The 20944-nt window shown below is 33.7% G+C and carries 18 protein-coding genes and 1 other annotated feature (1 of these 19 only partly in view); of the genes, 8 read left to right on the plus strand and 10 right to left on the minus strand.

Annotated features, from left to right (window positions below; translation table 11 throughout):
• Positions 1 to 47: 47 nt before the first annotated feature.
• Positions 48 to 1127 carry an AbrB family transcriptional regulator gene (locus tag BCELL_RS09945; protein ID WP_013488587.1) on the minus strand — a complete coding sequence of 360 codons (1080 nt, stop codon included), beginning with the start codon at positions 1125 to 1127 and terminating at the stop codon, positions 48 to 50.
• Positions 1128 to 1240: 113 nt separating this feature from the next.
• Here BCELL_RS09945 and BCELL_RS09950 point away from each other — a divergent pair, with 113 nt between their 5' ends.
• From BCELL_RS09950 to zwf, 3 genes are all read left to right on the plus strand, one after another.
• Positions 1241 to 2065: an alpha/beta fold hydrolase gene (locus BCELL_RS09950; protein ID WP_013488588.1), complete on the plus strand. Its 825-nt coding sequence runs from the start codon at positions 1241 to 1243 to the stop codon at positions 2063 to 2065.
• 84 nt (positions 2066 to 2149) lie between these two features.
• The gene (locus BCELL_RS09955) at positions 2150 to 3118 is read left to right on the plus strand and encodes a ring-cleaving dioxygenase (protein ID WP_013488589.1); all 969 of its coding nucleotides are present in this window, start codon (positions 2150 to 2152) and stop codon (positions 3116 to 3118) included.
• Between the two features lie 133 nt (positions 3119 to 3251).
• Entirely contained in the window at positions 3252 to 4742 is a 1491-nt protein-coding gene (gene zwf / locus BCELL_RS09960) for a glucose-6-phosphate dehydrogenase (RefSeq protein ID WP_013488590.1), read from the plus strand.
• Between the two features lie 74 nt (positions 4743 to 4816).
• On the opposite strand, the gene BCELL_RS09965 is transcribed toward zwf, so the two are convergent.
• The 4 genes from BCELL_RS09965 to BCELL_RS09980 form a co-directional block, all read right to left on the minus strand.
• Positions 4817 to 5203, minus strand: coding sequence for an ectoine synthase (locus tag BCELL_RS09965; protein ID WP_013488591.1), 387 nt, complete (start codon positions 5201 to 5203; stop codon positions 4817 to 4819).
• 35 nt (positions 5204 to 5238) lie between these two features.
• Positions 5239 to 6522, minus strand: a complete 1284-nt coding sequence (gene ectB / locus BCELL_RS09970) for a diaminobutyrate--2-oxoglutarate transaminase (RefSeq protein WP_013488592.1) — start codon at positions 6520 to 6522, stop codon at positions 5239 to 5241.
• 49 nt (positions 6523 to 6571) lie between these two features.
• A complete protein-coding gene (gene ectA, locus BCELL_RS09975; RefSeq protein WP_013488593.1) occupies positions 6572 to 7090 on the minus strand; it encodes a diaminobutyrate acetyltransferase in 519 nt (172 codons plus the stop codon).
• A gap of 464 nt (positions 7091 to 7554) precedes the next feature.
• Entirely contained in the window at positions 7555 to 8484 is a 930-nt protein-coding gene (locus BCELL_RS09980) for an AEC family transporter (protein WP_013488594.1), read from the minus strand.
• An 84-nt stretch (positions 8485 to 8568) separates the two neighbouring features.
• Here BCELL_RS09980 and uvsE point away from each other — a divergent pair, with 84 nt between their 5' ends.
• From uvsE to BCELL_RS10005, 5 genes are all read left to right on the plus strand, one after another.
• Positions 8569 to 9534 carry a UV DNA damage repair endonuclease UvsE gene (gene uvsE, locus BCELL_RS09985; protein ID WP_013488595.1) on the plus strand — a complete coding sequence of 322 codons (966 nt, stop codon included), beginning with the start codon at positions 8569 to 8571 and terminating at the stop codon, positions 9532 to 9534.
• Positions 9535 to 9884: 350 nt separating this feature from the next.
• Positions 9885 to 10856, plus strand: coding sequence for an AAA family ATPase (locus tag BCELL_RS09990; RefSeq protein WP_013488596.1), 972 nt, complete (start codon positions 9885 to 9887; stop codon positions 10854 to 10856).
• Positions 10857 to 11993 carry a DUF58 domain-containing protein gene (locus BCELL_RS09995; RefSeq protein WP_013488597.1) on the plus strand — a complete coding sequence of 379 codons (1137 nt, stop codon included), beginning with the start codon at positions 10857 to 10859 and terminating at the stop codon, positions 11991 to 11993. It abuts the gene before it with no gap.
• Complete coding sequence (locus BCELL_RS10000) at positions 11986 to 13302, plus strand: hypothetical protein (RefSeq protein WP_013488598.1); 1317 nt, start codon at positions 11986 to 11988, stop codon at positions 13300 to 13302. Before BCELL_RS09995 ends, BCELL_RS10000 begins: the two co-directional genes overlap by 8 nt.
• Positions 13303 to 13562: 260 nt before the next feature.
• Positions 13563 to 14633, plus strand: a complete 1071-nt coding sequence (locus BCELL_RS10005) for a serine hydrolase domain-containing protein (protein WP_013488599.1) — start codon at positions 13563 to 13565, stop codon at positions 14631 to 14633.
• Between the two features lie 87 nt (positions 14634 to 14720).
• Here the strand turns inward: BCELL_RS10005 and BCELL_RS10010 are convergent, their stop codons facing one another.
• The 5 genes from BCELL_RS10010 to proB all read right to left on the minus strand — a co-directional run bounded on the left by BCELL_RS10010 (position 14721) and on the right by proB (position 20765).
• Positions 14721 to 15842 (minus strand): acyltransferase family protein, encoded by a 1122-nt coding sequence (locus BCELL_RS10010; RefSeq protein ID WP_013488600.1) that lies wholly within the window; start codon positions 15840 to 15842, stop codon positions 14721 to 14723.
• Between the two features lie 156 nt (positions 15843 to 15998).
• Entirely contained in the window at positions 15999 to 17450 is a 1452-nt protein-coding gene (locus BCELL_RS10015; protein ID WP_013488601.1) for a sensor histidine kinase, read from the minus strand.
• A gap of 8 nt (positions 17451 to 17458) precedes the next feature.
• Positions 17459 to 18163, minus strand: a complete 705-nt coding sequence (locus BCELL_RS10020; protein ID WP_013488602.1) for a response regulator transcription factor — start codon at positions 18161 to 18163, stop codon at positions 17459 to 17461.
• 232 nt (positions 18164 to 18395) lie between these two features.
• Positions 18396 to 19643, minus strand: coding sequence for a glutamate-5-semialdehyde dehydrogenase (locus BCELL_RS10025; protein WP_013488603.1), 1248 nt, complete (start codon positions 19641 to 19643; stop codon positions 18396 to 18398).
• Positions 19644 to 19658: 15 nt separating this feature from the next.
• The gene (proB, locus tag BCELL_RS10030) at positions 19659 to 20765 is read right to left on the minus strand and encodes a glutamate 5-kinase (RefSeq protein ID WP_013488604.1); all 1107 of its coding nucleotides are present in this window, start codon (positions 20763 to 20765) and stop codon (positions 19659 to 19661) included.
• Positions 20766 to 20826: 61 nt separating this feature from the next.
• Positions 20827 to 20944: a binding site (T-box leader), on the minus strand; it runs 92 nt beyond the window's last position.

Consider the following 20944-nt stretch of genomic DNA (forward strand, 5'->3'; position numbering starts at 1 on the left):
CTTGACTGTGGACTTTTCAGTCGCTTAAAAAGAATGTGAAGCAATTACTATGCTGCTTTTTTAACCTTTTCTTTTTTCTTTTTCATTTCGAAAAACCATTTTATCAAAGGTGGTACGAAGATAATAATTATCAGTATTCGTATAAACTGAAGCGCGCTTACAATTGCTGGGTCTGCACCGATTGCTGCAGCGGTTAATACCATTTCAATTAGTCCACCAGGAGCAATACTTAACATCGCTGTAGACAAAGACAAAGAAGTTAATGCTGCTAAAATGACACCTAGTCCAAACGATATAGCGATGAGAGCAAGCGCTAAACCAAAATAAGCAAAGCAATATTTACCACCAATTTTTAAGTCTTTAAAATGAATATTTTTACCAATTCCTATTCCGACGAAAATTTGTGCAATAATGAGAATGATGGATGGGAGTGGCAATAATTCAAGCGAACTAATATTGAGCAAAGCGGTTATTGCTAATGGGAAAATAATAATACCTGCAGGCATCACATTTCTTAGCGTTATACCTGCCACAATTGGAATAACATACAACAGATACCCCCAACTTAGTGAGATCATTTCATTCCCTTCGTTTTCTAATGCAAAGGATGATTCAACATCACTCGCTGTAAATAAATGTATAGTTACAAAAGGTACAACGAATAGAACAGTTAATAGTCGTACAGTTTGAAAAATGGCGACTAACGATGGACGCGCATGCAACGATTCACTAGCTGTCACCATCTCTGTTAAACCACCAGGAATGGAACCTAAAATACTTGTGATTCTATCAACTTTAATCCACTTGGCTAATAGAGCACTGTTAAAAATACTAATAAAGATGAGGATGATCGTTAAAAGTATGTACGGTAAGATATAAGGTCCAACAGTTATAAAGGTTTCATTAGTAAAGTAAAGTCCGAAAAATGTACCTAATATTAATAAACCACTATTTTTTATTGGGGATGGCCATAGTATTGTTCTTTTTGAAAAACCTTGCCAAAGCATAATGAAAGCCATTGCTCCTAAAACCCATGGTAAAGGTAAATCCAATACGAAGAATAACAAACCACCTAGCAAACCAACGAGGAAAGTTTCTAATATAACTTTTAAATGTATGTTTTTCATAGAGAAATACTCCTTACATGTCATACAGTAATTGTAACATAAATATATGACTCATAACTTCCCTTGATATTTGGGTATATTATAAACAAAAAGCAAAAGGAGTTAAACGATTTATGTCAAAAATCTACTTAAATAATGAATATATTAATATAGCAAATGTAAACATTTATTGTGAATACAAGTTAAATAATAAGCCTCCACTACTTTTACTCCATGGCTTCGTCTCCTCTACCTATACATTCAACAAGCTTATTCCATTATTATCTGAGCATTTCTCCATTATAGCTATCGATCTACCTGGATTTGGGAAAAGTGAAAAATCGAAATCGTTTGTTTATTCATTTGAAAGTTATGCATCGCTTGTTGTTGAGTGTATGAAACATTTTGAAATAAATAAAGTATCTATAGTCGGTCACTCAATGGGAGGACAAATAGCGCTTTATATAGCTAAATCAAATCCTGAGTTAATCGACACGTTGATTCTTTTATGTAGTTCTGGATATAGAGCAAGAGCAAAAAAAATCCTTATATATTGCTCCTACTTACCCCTTTTTACTTATATAGCAAAAAAGTGGATACAACAAAAAGATATCCAGAAAACTTTAGAAACAGTTTTTTACAACAAAAGTCATATTCATGAAGAACTAATTAAGGAGTTTTCTAGACCACTTCAAGAAAAGGCATTTTATTGTTCCTTAGTTCGCCTCCTTCGCCATCGAGAAGGAGATTTGCATAGTTTTGATTTAAGGAAAATTCATATACCAACATTATTATTATGGGGAGAGAATGATCGAGTTGTCCCTGTACACGTAGGTGAAAAACTAAAAGACGACTTGCCAAATGCGAAATTAGTAACCTATAAAGAAACAGGTCACCTTATTACAGAGGAAAGGGTAAAGGAAGTATTTAAAGAAATAACAGCTTATCTAAAAACTTAATAATAAAGGCAACTTTGCAAAAAGGAATAATTGGGACTATCATAAGGTTAACAGCTAACTATATTATCGTGGGAGGTATTTAAGTTGCCGAATAAACAATTAATAGGCATTCATCACGTATCTGCAATAACAAAAAATGCAAGAGATAATTATAACTTTTATACAAAAATGTTAGGACTAAGGCTTGTAAAAAAGACTGTAAACCAAGATGATACGTCCATGTATCACCTTTTCTACGCCGACGAAAGAGGAAATCCAGGAACTGATTTTACTTTTTTTGAAATACCAGTCGTGGGTAGGACGTATGAAGGTACCAATTGTATATCATTAACGACTTTAAGAGTAAAAAATGATAAAGCATTAGAATATTGGAAAAATAGATTTAATAAATACGGTGTGCAACATGAGATCATCTCAGAAGTATGTGGACGAAGTACTTTAGCATTTAAGGATCATGAAAATCAAAGACTTATGCTTGTTTCTGATGAAAAGAACGTAGGCGTACCTGGTGGTAAGGCGTGGGGCAAAAGCACTATTCCTGATGATTATGGAATCATTGGCTTAGGTCCTGTCGAATTAACAGTTTCACGATTAGAACGCACTGTTAATACATTAGTTGAGGTATTAGGATTTAGAAAGAAACATACATATCAATCAAGCAAAACGATTCATGTATATGAAACTGGGGAAGGGGGGAGTGGTGCAGAAGTTCATGTTATAGAAGAGAAAGCTCTCCCCCGAGAAAAAGCGGGTAGAGGCAGTGTTCATCATGTTGCATTTCGTGTTAAAGATAATATTGAGTTAAAAAAGTGGGAAAATAAGCTGACCAGTTTAAACATTGGTCATTCTGGTATTGTTGAACGATACTATTTTCAATCACTTTATTTTAGAGAACCGAATGGAATCTTATTTGAATTGGCAACGGATGGTCCAGGATTTGAAGTAGATGAGGAGTTTGAGGAACTTGGTGAGAAGTTAGCTTTGCCTCCATTCTTTGAAGATAAAAGAGCTGAAATTGAGGCGAAACTACAACCGTTAGAAACTTCTAAATAAAGCAAGAAAAAAAGATGGTTCTTTTTTGGAAGTATCTTTTTTCTTTTCTGTAAAAACTGATAAATACTGATTCAAAGGGTACACTGAAAAAAGTATGTACATAATCAATAAATAAGAGGGAGGATATCGCTAAATGGAAAAACCTAGTACAGTTATCGTCATATTTGGGGCTACTGGTGACTTAGCAAAAAGAAAGCTCTATCCATCGATTTATAACCTATATAAAAAAGGACAACTCTCCAAAAAATTTGCCGTTGTTGGTGTAGCAAGGAGAGCTTGGACGAATGAAATTATAAGAGAGAATGTATCTGCTTCTATAAAAAGTGAAGTAGAAGGCGATATAAGTGATTTAGATGAATTTAGTAATCATTTTTACTATTTACCTTTTGATGTCACTAGTAAATCGTCCTATCATGACTTAGACAACCTTATCAATTCATTAGAAGATGAGTATGACATACAAGGAAATAGAATTTTTTACATGGCAATGGCACCGGAATTTTTTGGTACAATAGCGTTGAATCTAAAAACAGAGGGAGTAACAAATACAAAAGGTTGGACAAGGTTAGTAATAGAGAAGCCATTTGGACATAACTACGACTCTGCAAAAAAATTAAATGATGAAATTCGCGAAGCCTTTACAGAAGATGAAATTTATCGCATAGATCATTACTTAGGAAAGGAAATGGTCCAAAATATAGAAGTCATTCGATTTGCAAATGCCATTTTTGAGCCATTATGGAATAACAGATATATTTCTAATGTACAAATTACTTCTAGTGAGACTTTAGGAGTTGAGGATAGAGGTGGATATTACGAAAACTCTGGTGCTTTAAGGGACATGGTCCAAAACCATATGTTACAAATGGTTTCTTTACTAGCAATGGATCCACCAATCCGGCTTACGACGGATGAGATTAGGAGTGAAAAAATCAAAGTGCTCCGTGCCTTACGGACTATTAAAGGAGACAAAGTTGAAAAATATTTTGTAAGAGGACAATATGGTCCTGGAAAGATCAATAATAATGAAGTACCTGGTTATCGAAGTGAAGATAAAGTAAATCCAGATTCAAACACAGAGACCTTCGTAGCAGGAAAATTAATGATAGATAATCATCGATGGGCAGGAGTACCTTTTTATATTAGAACTGGAAAAAGGATGAAAGAGAAATCTACTAAAATTGTAATACAATTTAAAGAATTACCGATGAATCTGTACTATAAAAATAAGGAAACCCTTCACTCGAATTTACTTATCATTCATATACAGCCTGATGAAGGGATTAGCCTTACATTAAACGGAAAAAAACTCGGGCCAACAGGTGGGACGGTCCCAGTTCGTTTAGATTATAGAAACGACGGTATTGATGGCTTTAATACTCCAGAAGCATATGAACGATTATTATATGATTGTATGTTAGGCGATGCTACTAATTTTGCTCATTGGGATGAATTAGACCTTTCATGGAATTTCATTGACGCTATCTCAGAAGTGTGGGAGAAAAAGAGCAAAAAAGAACCATTTCTCTATCCATCTGGTACAATGGGACCAAATGAATCTGAAGATTTGTTACAAGAGAATGGTCATAAATGGTGGCCAATCACAAAATATGAATTAGAATAAATAATTGATCGTCATTTAAATTAGACAAAATAAAAAAACAATCAAGTGTTAGCTTGATTGTTTTTTATCATACATTATTCTTTTATTACTGGATAAACACCGTTTTCATCATGAACTTCGCGGCCCGTAATCGGTGGATTAAATACACAGACCATTCGCATATCTGTTTTTCCACGTAATAAATGCTCGTCGTGCTCATCTAATGCATAGATGGTACCAGCTTTAATTTCATGTACTTTGTTATCTTTTAAAGTAACAACTTCACCTTCACCTTCAATACAATAAACGGCTTCTAAATGATTTTGGTACCAAATGTGTGTTTCAGTACCGGCTTTAATAATTGTATCGTGAACAGAATATCCCATTCCGTCTTTTGCTAATAGTAATCGTCTACTAACCCAGTTACCACCATCAATTTCTTGATCAGTTCCAATAATGTCTTCAAGTTTAACTGTTTTCATGTTGTGCTTCCTCCTGTAAATTCAGTATATTTTTATTAATTAGCAACTAATTCTTTTTTAGCAATCAGTGATTTAATACTTTCTTCTATCAGGTTAAAACCTCTTTTCAATCCTTCTTCGTCTATTGTTAACGGTGGAAATAATTTAAATACTTGATCATTTACACCTGATGTTTCCATAATTAACCCTTTCTCAAAAGCAACTTCAGCGACTTTTGCAGAAAGACCATCAATTTGGGACTCGATTCCTTGCATGAATCCACGACCACGAACGTTACCTTCAAGTTCAGGATATTTAGTAACCATCTCATGTAAAAACTCAGTAATTAATTTTGACTTTTCTTGTATCCCTTCCTCAAAGGACTTATCTTCCCAATAAGTTAAGGATTCTGTAGCGGTTATAAATGCAGGATTGTTACCACGGAAAGTACCATTATGTTCACCAGGGTTCCAAATATCTAACTCAGGCTTGAACAAAGTAAGTGCCAATGGTAATCCGTAGCCACCAATTGATTTAGATAAACATACAATATCAGGATTAATTCCCGCTGGTTCAAATGAGAAGAAAGTACCTGTACGACCTACTCCAGCTTGAACATCATCAACGATAAGTAGAATACCCCATTTTTTACAGATTTCATCAACCCGCTGTAACCATTCGAACCTTGCAGCATTGATTCCGCCTTCTCCTTGAACTGTTTCAAGAATCATAGCAGCCGGAGTATCAACACCACTACCATTATCCTCTAAAAATCTCTCTAAATAATCTAAAGTATCCATTTCTTCGTTCACAAAGTTATCAAATGGCATTGTTACAGTATTATTTAATGGGATTCCTGCGCCCGCTCGTTTTGACGCATTTCCTGTGACGGATAATGATCCAATAGTCATTCCATGGAAACCATTTGTAAAGCTAATAATGTCCGTTCTTCCAGTGACTTTTCGTGCTAATTTTAACGCACTTTCTACAGTATTTGTTCCAGTTGGTCCTGGAAACATCACTTTATAGTCAAGGTTACGCGGTTTTAATATAACTTCTTTGAATTTCTTCAAAAACTCCGCCTTCGCTTCCGTTGCCATATCTAATGAATGTGTTACGCCATCATTCATAATATACTCAACAAGTTTTTCTTTCATTTTAGGATCGTTATGACCATAGTTTAAAGCACCAGCTCCAGAGAAGAAATCAATATATTCTTTTCCATCTGCATCCCACATTTTATAATTTTTAGCCTTCGTAAATACAGTAGGAAACCCTCTCACATAACTCCGTACATTAGATTCAATTTCTTCAAAAATACTCAGGTCATTTTTAATCATATTTAAAGTAATACCTCCATTTTATTTTATACATACTAACTCTATCGTTTTACTTGGTTATTGGTCCAACTCTATACGTATCCTCTGCTTCATGATTTCCTTTTTCACCAGGAAATAGCTCTTCAGAGAAGCATTCATTTACGGTACATTCTGTGTTCAACTCACGTGCTAGCCTGAAAAATAACGATTGTGAAGCGATATTTGTTGGGGTAACAGTGGCTTCCACATACTTTACTTTTTTACACACATTTCTTTCCAAAAGCTGTTGAAGCATTTTAGATGCTATGCCTTTGCCGCGTTGCGATGCATCAACACCAATTTGCCAGATAAATAGAACATTATTCTTTTCTGGGGGAATAAAAGCAGTAACAAAACCAACGACTTTACCATCTTCCTTAGCCACAACACATGTTTCTGAGAAAAACTCACACATCATGATGTATTTATACGGAGAATTTAAATCGAGTGTGGATTTATTAACGAGTTCCCACATTGGAGCACCATCTTGTGTAGTAGGCTTACTAAATGTAAGAGTACCATCTAATACCATTTGTGTTTTATTTGTCATGTGGAATTTTCACCTCGGTTAAAAAGTGATTTTCTTTTAAAATGGAAAATCCTCCTCCTTTGGTTACGTAAATAATTTAACATTAACAATATTAATCGTATTGTTTTATTGTATTTAAATCAAACTCGTTTAAATATGATTATTAGCAATATATTTGGATAAACCTACTATCAAGTAGATGAGGGTATAGTATCTTTTTTATTACTCATAAATCGTATCATTTTCAAGACTTTTGATAAAATGTGACAAATTTTTTTCTAATATATGGAATATTTTAATGGTGAATTAGAAAAATAGTAAAAAAGTCTTTTTGTAAAATGCAAAATTTCGATGAGGTTGTCCGTTAAATATGATAAATAATCTTTTTATGTAAAGGCTATTTTCGCATAGAATGTTGTTTTTAATACACCAAGTCAGAAAAAAGTGACAATTTATAGGAAAACAGCCTATGTAATAAACCCTTTTTAAATAAGGAGGAAAAGAAGAAAGTAAAGGAAGGGGACAGTGATAAAAGACAATAACGTAGATAAAGATACACCTATAGAAGCAAAGATATCATCACCAGCATATTTTTTTGCAAACATTGGTGTTGTCGGTGCACTCGGCATGGAGGCGATTAATATAGCAACCATAACGACATCTAGAGAAATTGTAAAAATAAGACTTGGAAATAACGATAACGGAACAATTACTAGTTTTGTGAAAACAGCAATCCATAAAAATTTATTTAAAATAAATTGAGACAATAAAAATTTATTATCAGCAATAATACAACCTATGAATAGCATGGAAAGAGGAATAGTCATACTGCCTATACTGTATAACACGTTATTTATAAAAAGAGGTAGCTGATAAGGTAATAGTAAAATTACGATACCACAAATAGTTGATGCCATTCCTGGAGTTAAAAATATGTTTTTTATAGAGATTTTTTGTTTATCCTTAACAAATATATAAATACCATATGACCAAATGTAAATAAGAAAGCTAAGGTTAAATACTGCAGCATACAAAATTCCTAGTTCTCCAAGAAGTAAATAACAAATAGCATATCCGATAAATCCTTGATTACCGAAAATGACAAGAGCTTGAAAAACTGCTTTCTGTGATTGTTTCAGAGATGCATTCTTACTAAGTAAGGTTGCCAATCCCGTTGCAATTAGTAACATGACACACGACAAAATCATTAGCCAAAAGAAATCAATAAGAAAATTCGAGTATAGAGTCACGTCCATTGAATATATGATAAGCGCGGGTAATGTGATATATAGTATTAATTGCACCATAACATGATTGCTCGTCTCTGGTATTACTTTGAGATATTTAACGATAAATCCGATAGCTGCAAAAACAAATAAGGTACCCATTTCATAAAAAAGCAATAGAAACGACATGATGATTATCCCTCCTATAACACCATATGTTTAGCAGTTTTTTTTGTAGCTCGTCACGATATAACAAAGAAAGAAGGATATTTAATGACTTTAGTAAGATTAGGCTATGTGGCAATGAGTATGGAACTAAAAAATAGCTCACCATCTCAAACAATGACATATGACCAATTTTTAAAGATAGGTGATAAAGAAGCCGCAATAAGAAAATTAGAAAGAATTGCACAGTCGAATATAGAAAATTGCTTGCGTTTACTTAAGCATAATGCCTTTCACGATATAAAATTTTTTAGATTGAGTTCGCGCCTTATCCCATTAGCAACGCATGATGCGCTAGCGGGGTGGAATTATTTAACTCCTTTAAAAAATTCCTTAAATGAAATCGGGGAGTTTATCAATGAGCATAAAATGAGAATAGACTTTCATCCTGATCATTTTGTGTTATTAAACTCACCTAAAAAAGAGATTTTAAAAGCATCAATTACTGCTTTAAAAGTTCATGCACATTTACTAACTGCTATGAAAATAAACTTAACTCATCGTTGTGTATTACATGTAGGAGGAAGTTATAAGGATAAAGAAGGTGCATTAGAACGCTTCATTGAAAACTGGGGTCACGTTCCACAAAAAATTCAGAAAATGATTATGTTAGAAAATGATGATAAATCTTTTCACATTGAAGATACCCTTTATTTATGTGAAAAACTTGGGATACCTTTAGTCTTTGACCTACATCATCACTTAGCAAACAATAAAGATATGGACTATTTTCCTGTTTGGGATCAAATCGTCCAAACATGGTCTGATTCACCATTGCCAATGAAAATGCATATTTCTAGTCCGAAGTCTGAAAAGAATTTTACTCATCATGCCGACTATATAGATAAAAATATGTTTCTTTCATTCTTAAACACAATCAAGGGGAGTGTAAATCAGTTGGATTGTATGATAGAAGCAAAACAGAAAGATCATGCATTGTTTCGATTAATAGAACAATTAAAGGAAGAGGACTCGATAGAAATTGTAGATGAAGCAAGTTTCTACTTAAAATAGTTGTTAATTGAAAGAATATTAATAAATACATATATGAATGGTTAATGATGGTCAATGTAAAGAATATAGCAGCCATCAATTTCATCGTGCTTTTCATGAAAGATAGAAAGAACATTTTAGGCGGGGGAAAGTTCTTCACAAGTATGAGGAGACCACTTTTTCAGTGTCTTTGTTTGAGAGAGGGGGGTTGCCCTATAAGCTTAGAAGAAACATGATTTCCTTTTTAAGGAAGCAGTACAAGGTTATCGGTTGCATAATATTTCGTTCATTGAGATAATTAGTCCATTAAATCTTATAATATATGAATAATATTTGTAAGCGTAAACAATAGGGGAAAAGGAGAGAAATGAATGAACTTAATAGAAGTAAAAGAGTTGGCAGACAAAGTAAAGGCTAATATTAACAAAGTAATCGTCGGAAAGGAGGAAACGATTGACCATTTATTCGTAGCACTTATTTCATCAGGGCATGTATTATTAGAGGACGTACCGGGTACTGGGAAAACAATGATTGCAAAGGCTATGGCAAAGTCGTTATCTAGTTCATTTAAACGTATTCAATTTACGCCAGACTTACTCCCGACTGATGTAAGTGGACTTAATTTTTACAATCAAAAAGAAGGAGAGTTCGAATTTCGTGAGGGACCAATTTTTGGTAATATCATATTGGCAGATGAAATTAATCGAGCGACCCCTAGAACACAGTCCGTTTTATTAGAATGTATGGAGGAAAGGCAAGTAACAATAGATGGTGTTACAAGGCAATTAGAAAGGCCATTTCTAGTCATTGCGACACAAAACCCAATAGAGAACCAAGGGACATTTCCTTTACCGGAAGCACAGTTAGACCGTTTCTTGTTAAAAATTAATTTAGGATACCCGACAAAAGAAGAAGGAGTACACATATTAAAACGATTTAAAGAAAAGAATCCAATGGAGGAAATGCAAGCTGTAGCAACTAATGAATTAATTGTTGCGGCACAACAGTTATATTCGAGTGTGTATGTAAGTGATGAAATATATACATATATCGTAAGTTTAATAGAAAAAACACGGAATCATGATGAAATTGAATTAGGAGTTAGTCCGCGTGGAGCACAAGCAATTTTAAAGGCAGTCCAAGTAGTTGCAATTATTAACGGAAGGGATTATGTGCTACCAGATGATGTGAAAGCGATGGTTAATCCAGTACTAGCACATAGATTAGTACTTAAGCACTCGATGCGATTGAAGAAAAACCAAGCGAATATGATATTGGATCAAATACTTAATGAAGTTCCCGTGCCATCAGAAGCGGCAATTTTAAAGGAGATTGAAAGGTAAATGAGTATTGGATGGTTAATTGCTACTACAGTAATAATAGTACTCATCCTGAGCTTCTTATATCATAAATTTGGTCTGAAACGAATCCAATATCAACGTTATTTTAGTGAAGTGGCAGTTTTTGAAGGTGAGCAAGTAGAAATGATTGAAGTGATTAGTAATAAAAAGCTATTGCCTCTTCCTTGGTTAAGGCTAGAATCAAAGTTTAGTGCTAATCTACAATTTGAAAAACAAAATAATATTAATATTATTGATGAGCGTTTTCATCGAAGTGTTTTTAGCTTAAGGCCCTTTCAGAAAATCACTCGCCGTCATAAAATTAAATGTGCTAAAAGAGGATATTTTCATATAAAAACTGTCGGGATGACATGTGGTGACCCTTTTGGTTATGGAAGTAATACCGAAACTGTCCATGTAGCAGCTGAAATTTTAATCTTCCCGAAAATAGTGCCGATCAAGGAGATGCCTTTACCTTCTAAAAGCTGGCAAGGTGATTTAATTGTTAGAAGATGGATTATGGATGATCCTTTTATTATTGCAGGAGTTAGAGATTATACTTTTGGTGACCCAATGAAATCGGTGAATTGGAATGCTACAGCCCGTACAGGCCATTTGCAAGTAACAAAAAACGACTATACAGCAGATCACCATTTAATGATCTATTTGAACTTTGACCTAACAGAAGATATTTTCATGCCTATAAAGGATGAAATCCTTATTGAAAAAGGGATTTCGTACGCTGCTTCTATTGCTGAACATGCTATTTCTCAAGGAATTCCAACAGGTTTTGGTTGTAATTCTTATACGAAAGATAGAGATGGAAAGTTTAAAATAATTAAAGACTCAGTACGTAGGGAGCCAAGTAATGGCAATAGTCACTTACATTACTTATTAGAAACGATGGCAAAGCTACAAATGGACAGAAGTAAAAACTTTAATCAATTTTTAAAAGAAGACATTGAAAATAAAAGAACTGGAATGGATATTTTAGTAATTACTGCTATCCTTACAGAAACAATGGAAAGAAATATTCACTTATTAAGATCTTTAGGTAATTCCGTAGAAGTATTCATGCTTTCTCATCATACAGTACCGGAAACGGATACGCTAAACGAGGAAGGTGAACAGTATGCTTAAAAAAATGCAGTTTATATTACAAAAGTGGTTTCAAGGCGCATTTGAATTAATTGCGGTTTTACCTTTACTCCTGATAATATGGATTTATTTCGTCCCATCGGAAACGTTAATATTAGCATTGATAACAATGATGTTTTGTAGCCTAATGGGAATATTGCTAAGGCATTTACTAGAGAATAAAAGGAAATGGGTATACTTAACATTAACCGTTTTACTGAGCAGTATAGTATCTATTTTATTATTTGAGAGCTTTATAGTTCCTTTAATAGTAAATTGGCTATTTATTTATAGAGGAACGTTGTTTATTGAACGAGAATGGGATAGTATTTTTCCTGTCCCTTGGATGTGGGTTAGTGTCTTTGTATATTTTTTAACTTACTTTATATTTACCTCAATGGAGTTACCGTTCGTTAACGTGATTTCATGGTCTGGCGTCATCATGGTTATATTGACCTTATTTATTAGTAATAATAGACAATTAGTTGCAGCAATGATGTCTGATGATAAAAAGACACAATTAAATCATAAATTGAAAAATCATAATCGTTTATATATTATAGGTACTTTAATTGTAATCGTCATTTTCGCAAACTTTAAAATGATACATGAATTTTTATTTAATATCATTGCTAAAGTAATTTCATTTTTTGTTTACCTTTTGACTTTAATTTCCTTTGATGATGATGGTGGACGTGGTCCTGAAGAAATAGGAGCAATGCCAATTCCAGAAGCTGAGGAACAATCTAGATCAATCATTTCAATTATTTTAGAGTATTTATTAATAGCTTTAGGTTATATTTTTATTATCTTTGTTGTTATTTTTTTACTAATCGTACTCTGGAGAGAATCAAAGCGTGTCCTAAGTAAATTTTATAATTGGATAGCAGTTTTTATCAATAAAATTGTTGGGAATAATGTTACAGAAGAAGACGAAGGTATATACGTTGATGAAAAGGAGAGCTTGTTCGATTGGAAAAAGTTTCAAAAAGAAAACAAAGATAAAGTAAAAGATTGGCTAAAAGCACCATTTAAGAAAAAAGTAAAATGGAATAATCTCACAACCAATAAGGAAAAAGTTACTTTTTTATACAAAGCATTTTTACAGAGAAAAACTGAAGAGGGTACTGTTTTAAAAGAAACGAATACTACTTATGAAAATATAAAAGAGATTTGTGCGAAATCAAATGAAAATATTGAGGATTATAGTAAGGTCGCTGAAATATATAGTAAAGGCATATATGGAAAAGAAACACAGCTAACAGAATTAGACGTCGATCAAATAAAGAATATTATTGAAGACGAGAAATAGTCAACGAAAATGAAACTATTTAAGTGCGCGACATGCTTAAATAGTTTTTCTTAAAAGATAAGAAATTTGAGGTGGAAATGATGCCACTCGTAGTAGCGAGGAGATCACTCATGTGGCATCATTTCTTTATCGCATCTAAAAAAAATCTAAAAACGAGCTTCACCAACCTCGTTTTTAGTTTTCCTTATAAAAAATAAGTTACATTTTGAGCAGATCGGGTAATTAATAGTTATAGTAATTTAAAAAAGGAATGGTCATACGTGTTGAAAAGCAGCAAGGGGAAGACAATTGTATTTTTATTAATGATAAGTTTGGTAGGAGCTATCGTTTATCAGTTCTTAACTAGACCAAATTATATAGCTGTATCGAATTGGGAGGTTCATGAATCTATAGATGAGGTTGGCTGGTCAGCAGAAAAACTAAATCGTGCAAGAGAATATTTTGATTCACTCGATTCCACAGCTGCAATGGCAATCTATGATGGCAAAATACTTTTCTCCTGGGGAGATGTAACCAAAAATACTAATGCACATTCTGTAAGGAAAAGTTTCTTAAGTAGCTTATACGGTATTCAAGTAGAAGAGGACTTAATAAATCTCCAACATACTTTAGACGAGCTCAACATTTCTGATGAGCCACCGTTAGCCGAGAACGAAAAATTAGCTACTATTGAGCATTTATTAACATCAAGTTCAGGTGTTTTTCATAAAGCCGGTGAGGAGTCTTGGTCAATGAGGCGTAATCGTCCAAGCAGAGGCAGTCATGAGCCTGGCACACATTTTTATTATAATAATTGGGATTTTAACGTTTTAGGTACGATTTATAATGATGAAACAGATTCTGATCTGTTTCATCATTTTCAAAATAAAATTGCAGAACCTATAGGAATGGAGGACTTTTCTTTATACGAAACAGAATATAAAAATGAGGAAAGTAGATCTATACATCCCTCGTATTTATTTCAAATCTCTGCTCGTGATATGGCGAGATTCGGTTTGCTATATTTACAAGAAGGGTATTGGGGCGAAGATCAAATAATCCCGCAAAATTGGGTAAAAGAAAGTACGAGCGTGCAAATGGAAGTACCGAATAATGAGGTTTATGATTATGGCTATATGTGGTGGGTAGCAACAGATGGTCCATTTAAAGAGTTGGGACTATATTCAGCTGTTGGTCGATATGGACAATCTATTGATATCGTCCCAGAAGAAAATCTAGTTTTTGTCCATCGTGTTGATTCTAATCGAAGGACGTTAAGCTTTCTACAAGGAAATGTAAGTCAAAAAGAGCGTCTTCATTTACTAAGCCTAATACTAGCTGCTAAAGAATAAAATAAAAGCGAAAGAGGTTTACTCTGAAAGGTAGATTATCACCTTTTGAGTAAACCTGTTTGTATAGTAATTACCCTCGTATTTTATTTAAGAAGAGTATTTTAAATGTTCTTCCCGATATTTCTTCGATTTATTGTCAAGATTGTTGTTTTTTAGACCAACTCCAACTTTTCCAACAATATATTGACCAAAATTCCATTGATTTAAGAATTGGATTGTGGCAATAGATAAAAATATGCTGGCAGAGAATAAAGCAAAGATAGATATAGAAATAGGTAAGGAAACGCTAATCAAATTCAATACATATTGTAATGCTAAAATATAAAAGAAGTGGAGCAAGTAAATACCGAAAGAATACTTACTTATTGTAAGTAAAAATGAAGGGATGTTATTTTTTATTTTCGTTGCAATTAGAAATAAGAACATTGCTACAATGGTTGTGTGTAATAGTATATCGATTCTTTTAGAGCTATGAATGACGAGTATTTCATTATGATAAAGATATAGTAAGATAAAACTCGAGAGCAATGGTCCAAAAAGAACGATATTTTTATATTTCTTTACATAACTCACTACTTTTTCAAAGTAAAGGCCACTGTAATAACCTACTGCAAAATAAAAAATCCAACCAACAAAAGGGACCCAATAAAACCTCTCCCAAATATACTCTGCAAAAGGAAAGCTTAATGGTTCGGTATAGTTAAAAAAACTTAAATAAGCAATGTTTACTAGGAAAGCAAAGCTTATGACTTTAAATGGTGACATTTTTTTTAATTGTTTATGCACGAGAAGATAAATAACATAAAATTGAAAAATGATTAACACAAAGTAACCATGAAAATCACCGATCACCGCGTTGGCTACAAACTTCACTCCCCAATCACTAAAGGAACTCATATAAGGGATGGAGTAGAAAAAAGCCATGATAATAAAAGGGACGTATATTAGCTTTAATCTTTTATTTAGGAAGTTTTTCGGCATTTCCTTATTTCTATAAGAAAAGGAAAGCAGAAAGATTGATATAAAAATAAACATTGGTGTACCAAAATATAAAAGTATATTCATTGAATCATAGAATCTATAACTAAAGCTACTAACTGAATAGTGATTTGATTGCAATGTGATTGCAATCGCATGAATGAAGACAATACTTAAACAAGCTACACTTCGTAAAAAGAATATTTCATTAACCATCATTTGTTTTTTCATTATATTTCCCACCGTATTGTAGAAATTATTTAAGTCTTTTCGATTATGTCTATTGTAAACAATACTTGTGATCAAACTTTAATTAAAATATTAAAAAACTGTTAAAAGACATTAAAAAGCTGTGTCAAAGGCGGTTATCACCTTTGCCACAGCTGATTATTCATAACCTTTTTTTCGTTGAGTTGGGAAAAAAATAGTAAACGTTGTTCCAACACCTAATTCACTTTCTACGGTAATTTCACCATGATGCAATTGAACAAGCTCTTTCACTATAGCAAGCCCTAAGCCTGTTCCTCGCTCCTTTTTTTGTCTTACCCGGTCTACTTTAAAGAATCTCTCCCAAATTCTCTTTACATCGTAGGACGGAATACCGATACCATTATCAGAAATCTTCACGCATACATTATCTTTACAATGTTCTTCGAGTTTAATAGTGATGGATCCATTTTCTGTAAATTTATTTGCATTATGTATAATGTTTTTAAAAATTTGTTCTAACCTGATCGAATCGCCAATGACTGGTGGAATGTTATCTGGTGCGTCGATAATAATATCATTATTTCTACTCTCAATAGAGGGTTGTAAGTTTAATGCGACTTTTCGAATAATTTCCTGTAGATGTACACAATACAAATCTAAAGATATATCTTGTCGTTCCAGTTTAATTAAATCCATTAAGTCGTTCACTAAATGATTCAAATACTCAGTCTCTCTATACATAATGGCATAATATTTCTGTTGTGATTCGGTATCTTTCACTAGACCGTCCTGAAGTGCTTCTAAAAAACCTTTCATAGCGGTTAGTGGTGTTCTTAATTCATGTGAAATGTTAGCAATAAAGTCGTTCCTGCGCTTTTCAAGCGTACCGCGTTCATTTTCAATCGTGTTTAGTTTTTCTGCCATTCTGTTAAAGGACTTTATTAGTTCGCTAATTTCATCAGAGAATTGATTATCATGCTCCACTCGTTTACTATAATTTCCCAATGCAATTTCATTTGTTGCTTCTTCCACTTTTTTTAAAGGTTTTGATATACTCCATGAAAGATAAGAAACTAATATAGTAACAATGATAAGGCCACCAATAATTGCCCATTGAACAATTTCACGAATATTTCTAATGGTCGAATTGATACCAGCGATAGGGGAGTGTAGTATAATTCCCCCGTGAATCTGCTCATTTGAGCCCCATGGAACTATAACAGAAAGCATGGGTCGTTCTTCACCTTCTATATCCATCACTTGTATTCGATTTTGTCCATCCATTATTTCTTTTAACAAGTCATCACTGATTGGCTCACCAACAAAAATATCTTGCCTTGAAGAAGTAGCAACAATTTGTCCGGAATCGTCAAAAAGCCATATATTTGAATTAGAAAATTCCCCTAATTGTTCAATGGTTAATAATACCTCTGGGGTAACTACTTCACTATGATAAATAGCACCATTAATACTACCAGCTTGTTGAAGCATTTCTTGACGTTTCTGATCAGTTAAGTAATCTTTAGAAGAAGTAGAGATAACTATTCCAATGATTCCGAAGCCTAGGATGAAAATAAATAAATAACTAATTAGTAACCTACGAAATAAGCTTTGGTTAATCCATTTCATGAGTGTGGTCACTCCTTTTTATTAATATGAAATTGGTAACCCACTCCCCAAACAGTATGAATACACAGAATTTGATGCTTTGCGAATTCATCACGTATTCGTTTGATATGGACATCTACTGTCCTTACATCACCAGCAAAGTCAAATCCCCACACTTTTTGTAGTAATTGTTCTCGTGTAAATACAATTTGAGGATTTTGTACTAAGTAAAGAAGTAAATCAAATTCTTTCGGACGAAAAAACAACTTTTCTCCATGGGCGATAACTTCTCTTTGATCAACTAAAATAGAAAATGAAGAGAAGGTGAAGTCTTTGTTTTCATTTGTATTAGTGTTATTAGTGAGGGCTGGCATTCGTCTAAAAATCGCTTTAATTCTAGCTACTACCTCTCGTGGACTAAATGGTTTCGTTACGTAATCATCAGCCCCAATCTCAAGGCCTAATACACGGTCTAGCTCCTCGTCTTTTGCGGTTAACATAATAATCGGGACATTGGCTTTTTTACGTATTTCTTTACATACTTCATAACCGTCTATATCGGGCATCATAATATCTAATAAAATAATATCTGGTTTCGAGGATTCAAATAAAGATATTGCCTCTTTACCATTATTAGCTTCTACGACATCATATTGGTTTTGTTTTAAATATAGGCTAATGATTTCACATACGTTAGGGTCGTCATCAGCGACAAGCACTTTTATATTGCTCATAAGTCCTCCTTATAAAAATAGGCTAACATTAAGTGGAAAAACAACGTAAGAAATGGTTATTATGGTTTGATTATAGTAAGTATTATTTTATCAATAAATAAAGAAGCTCTCCACCAATTTTATTTTTGGAGAACAAAAAAGCGAATGTCTAAATGAAAAAAGATGCACACATTGTTAGAAAAGAGGTCGACTCTAAAAGTAAAAAGTAACTTTTAAAGTCAACCTCCTTTTATTATTCTTTTATTTGTCCTGTACCGTAAATAACATATTTATAAGATGTTATTGCCTCAAGTCCCATTGGTCCTCTTGCATGTAATTTTTGTGTACTAATGCCAATTTCTGCTCCAAAACCAAACTCCGCACCATCGGTAAATCGTGTCGATGCATTATGGTATACTGCGGCGGCATCTACGAAAGTAAAAAACTTTTCAACATTTTCATTAGATTGTGTAATGATCGCTTCTGAATGCTTCGTGCCGTAGTTGGCTATATGGGTTATAGCATCATCAATTGAGTCAACGACCTTAACAGCGAGTGTTAAATCTAAAAATTCATCCGTCCAATCTGACTCCTCACCGATGTCGATACGACTATCATATTTAGAAGTCTCTACATCACCTTTTAAAGTAACATTATTTTCTACTAGCTTATCAACTAGTTGATTAAAGTATTTTTTTGCCCAACTGCGATGAACAAGCAATGTTTCTGCCGCATTACATACGGAAGGGCGTTGTGTTTTTGCGTTAATCACGATATTTGTTGCCATTTCTTCGTCAGCGGACTCATCTACAAATACATGACAATTTCCAACACCTGTTTCAAGTACTGGTATTGATGCCTTTTCTACAACTGTTTGAATTAATGATGCGCCTCCTCGAGGGATGAGTACATCTAAATATTCATTTAACGCGAACATTTTTTCTGCATTTGCTCGACTTGTATCTTCTAACAATTGTATACAATCTTTTGGTAAGGCAGACTTTTCTAAAGCTTGATGAATAACCTTCACTAATGCTTTGTTAGAGTAGGCTGCTGATGAGCTTCCTCGAAATAAAACAGTATTTCCTGTTTTTAAACATAAACTAGCTGCATCAACGGTCACATTAGGTCTCGCCTCATAAATCATTCCGATAACACCGATTGGAACTCGTTTCTTTTTAATTACCAAACCATTTGGTCGTTCAATTTCTTCCAGTGTAATTCCAATAGGGTCTTTAAGTTCGATTAAGGAGCGTAGCGCATTTGCCATCTCTTTAATTCTATCTTCTGTTAACGTTAATCGATCGATTAATGCACTAGTAAAACCTTTTTCTTTACCTAATTGTACGTCCTTGCGATTTTCTTGCAAAATTTCAATCATACAATGTTCTAATTCGGAAGCAATCAAGAGTAGTGCACTATTTTTATCATCTGTACTTGCTGCTGCCATTTCACCTGTGACACCTTTTAATAATGAAGCCTTTTGGATTAATTCATCCATCATTATCACCCTTTTTTATAGTATTAATAAATGATCTCTATGGATCGCTTCTACTGTTGCTTTATTAGTAAACTTTTTCGCATCGCAGCTATCTTTACCTTTAATTTCTAGCAATTCGTCCGAAGAATAATTTACTTGACCTTTTCCGATTATTTTCCCTTTTTCGTTTATTATTTCTACTACGGCACCTTCTTGAAAGCTTCCGTAAACTTCTGTTATACCGACAGGAAGTAGGCTTCTCCCTTTATTTAAAAGTGCCTGAACGGCACCGGTGTCGATAACAATTTTTCCAGAAGAGGAGGAGTGGAATGCTATCCACTGCTTCTTATTATTCAACACCTTTCGTTCACTTTTCCCAATATAAGTTCCATCACCTTTACCTAGTAAAATATCGTGAAGCTTAGTGGCCCCATATCCTGAACCAATAAAAATATTATTTACACCTAAAGAAAAAGCAGTTTTAGCAGCATTAATTTTTGACTTCATTCCACCAGTACCTAACTTAGAACCGTTCTCTTTCGCTTCAATTAATAGATTGCCCGTTATTTCAGGTAAAAAATGGTATTTTTTTGCATCTTTATTTTTACGAGGATCTTCATCGTAAAGTCCGTTTATATCAGTAAGAATGATAAGGTGATCTGCATGGATAAGACCACTTACTAGTGCGGAAAGCATATCATTATCTCCAAATGTTAATTCTTCTATGGAAGTAGAATCATTTTCATTGATTATTGGGACAACATCCCGTTTAAGTAGTTCAGTCAATGTAGCATAAGCATTCTTATATTGTTCTTGATTAACGAAATCATTTCTTGTGAGTAATAATTGGGCAACTGCAATGCTATGCTTTTGGAATGCTTCAGTATAGCCTTGAATGAGAAGACCTTGGCCAACCGCTGCTGCTGCCTGCTTGCCTGCAATCTTAACCGGTCTAGTTGGATAACCAAGTTTTTTGAATCCGGCAGCCACTGCTCCAGAAGAAATCAAAATTATATCGTGGCCCTTTTTCTTCAATTCCACAATTGCTTCAGTATGCTCGGTTAGTTTTCCGATATGCAATTCTCCATTATTCTTCGTTAGCGAGCTACTTCCTATTTTTACAACGATTCGTTTTTTACTCATAATTACTCCCTCTTTTTACATTAGCTCCAACAAAATTTTGACATAAAAAAAAGCCATCCTAAAAAAGGACGGAGTTTCATTCCGCGGTACCACCTTCATTGGTATGATTATACCCACTCATCACCATTAACGCTGGTTAAACGATTAGTATGATTTACTAACAGCTCATGGACAGGTTC

The organism is Evansella cellulosilytica DSM 2522 (assembly GCF_000177235.2).
GTDB classification, from domain to species: domain Bacteria; phylum Bacillota; class Bacilli; order Bacillales; family Salisediminibacteriaceae; genus Evansella; species Evansella cellulosilytica.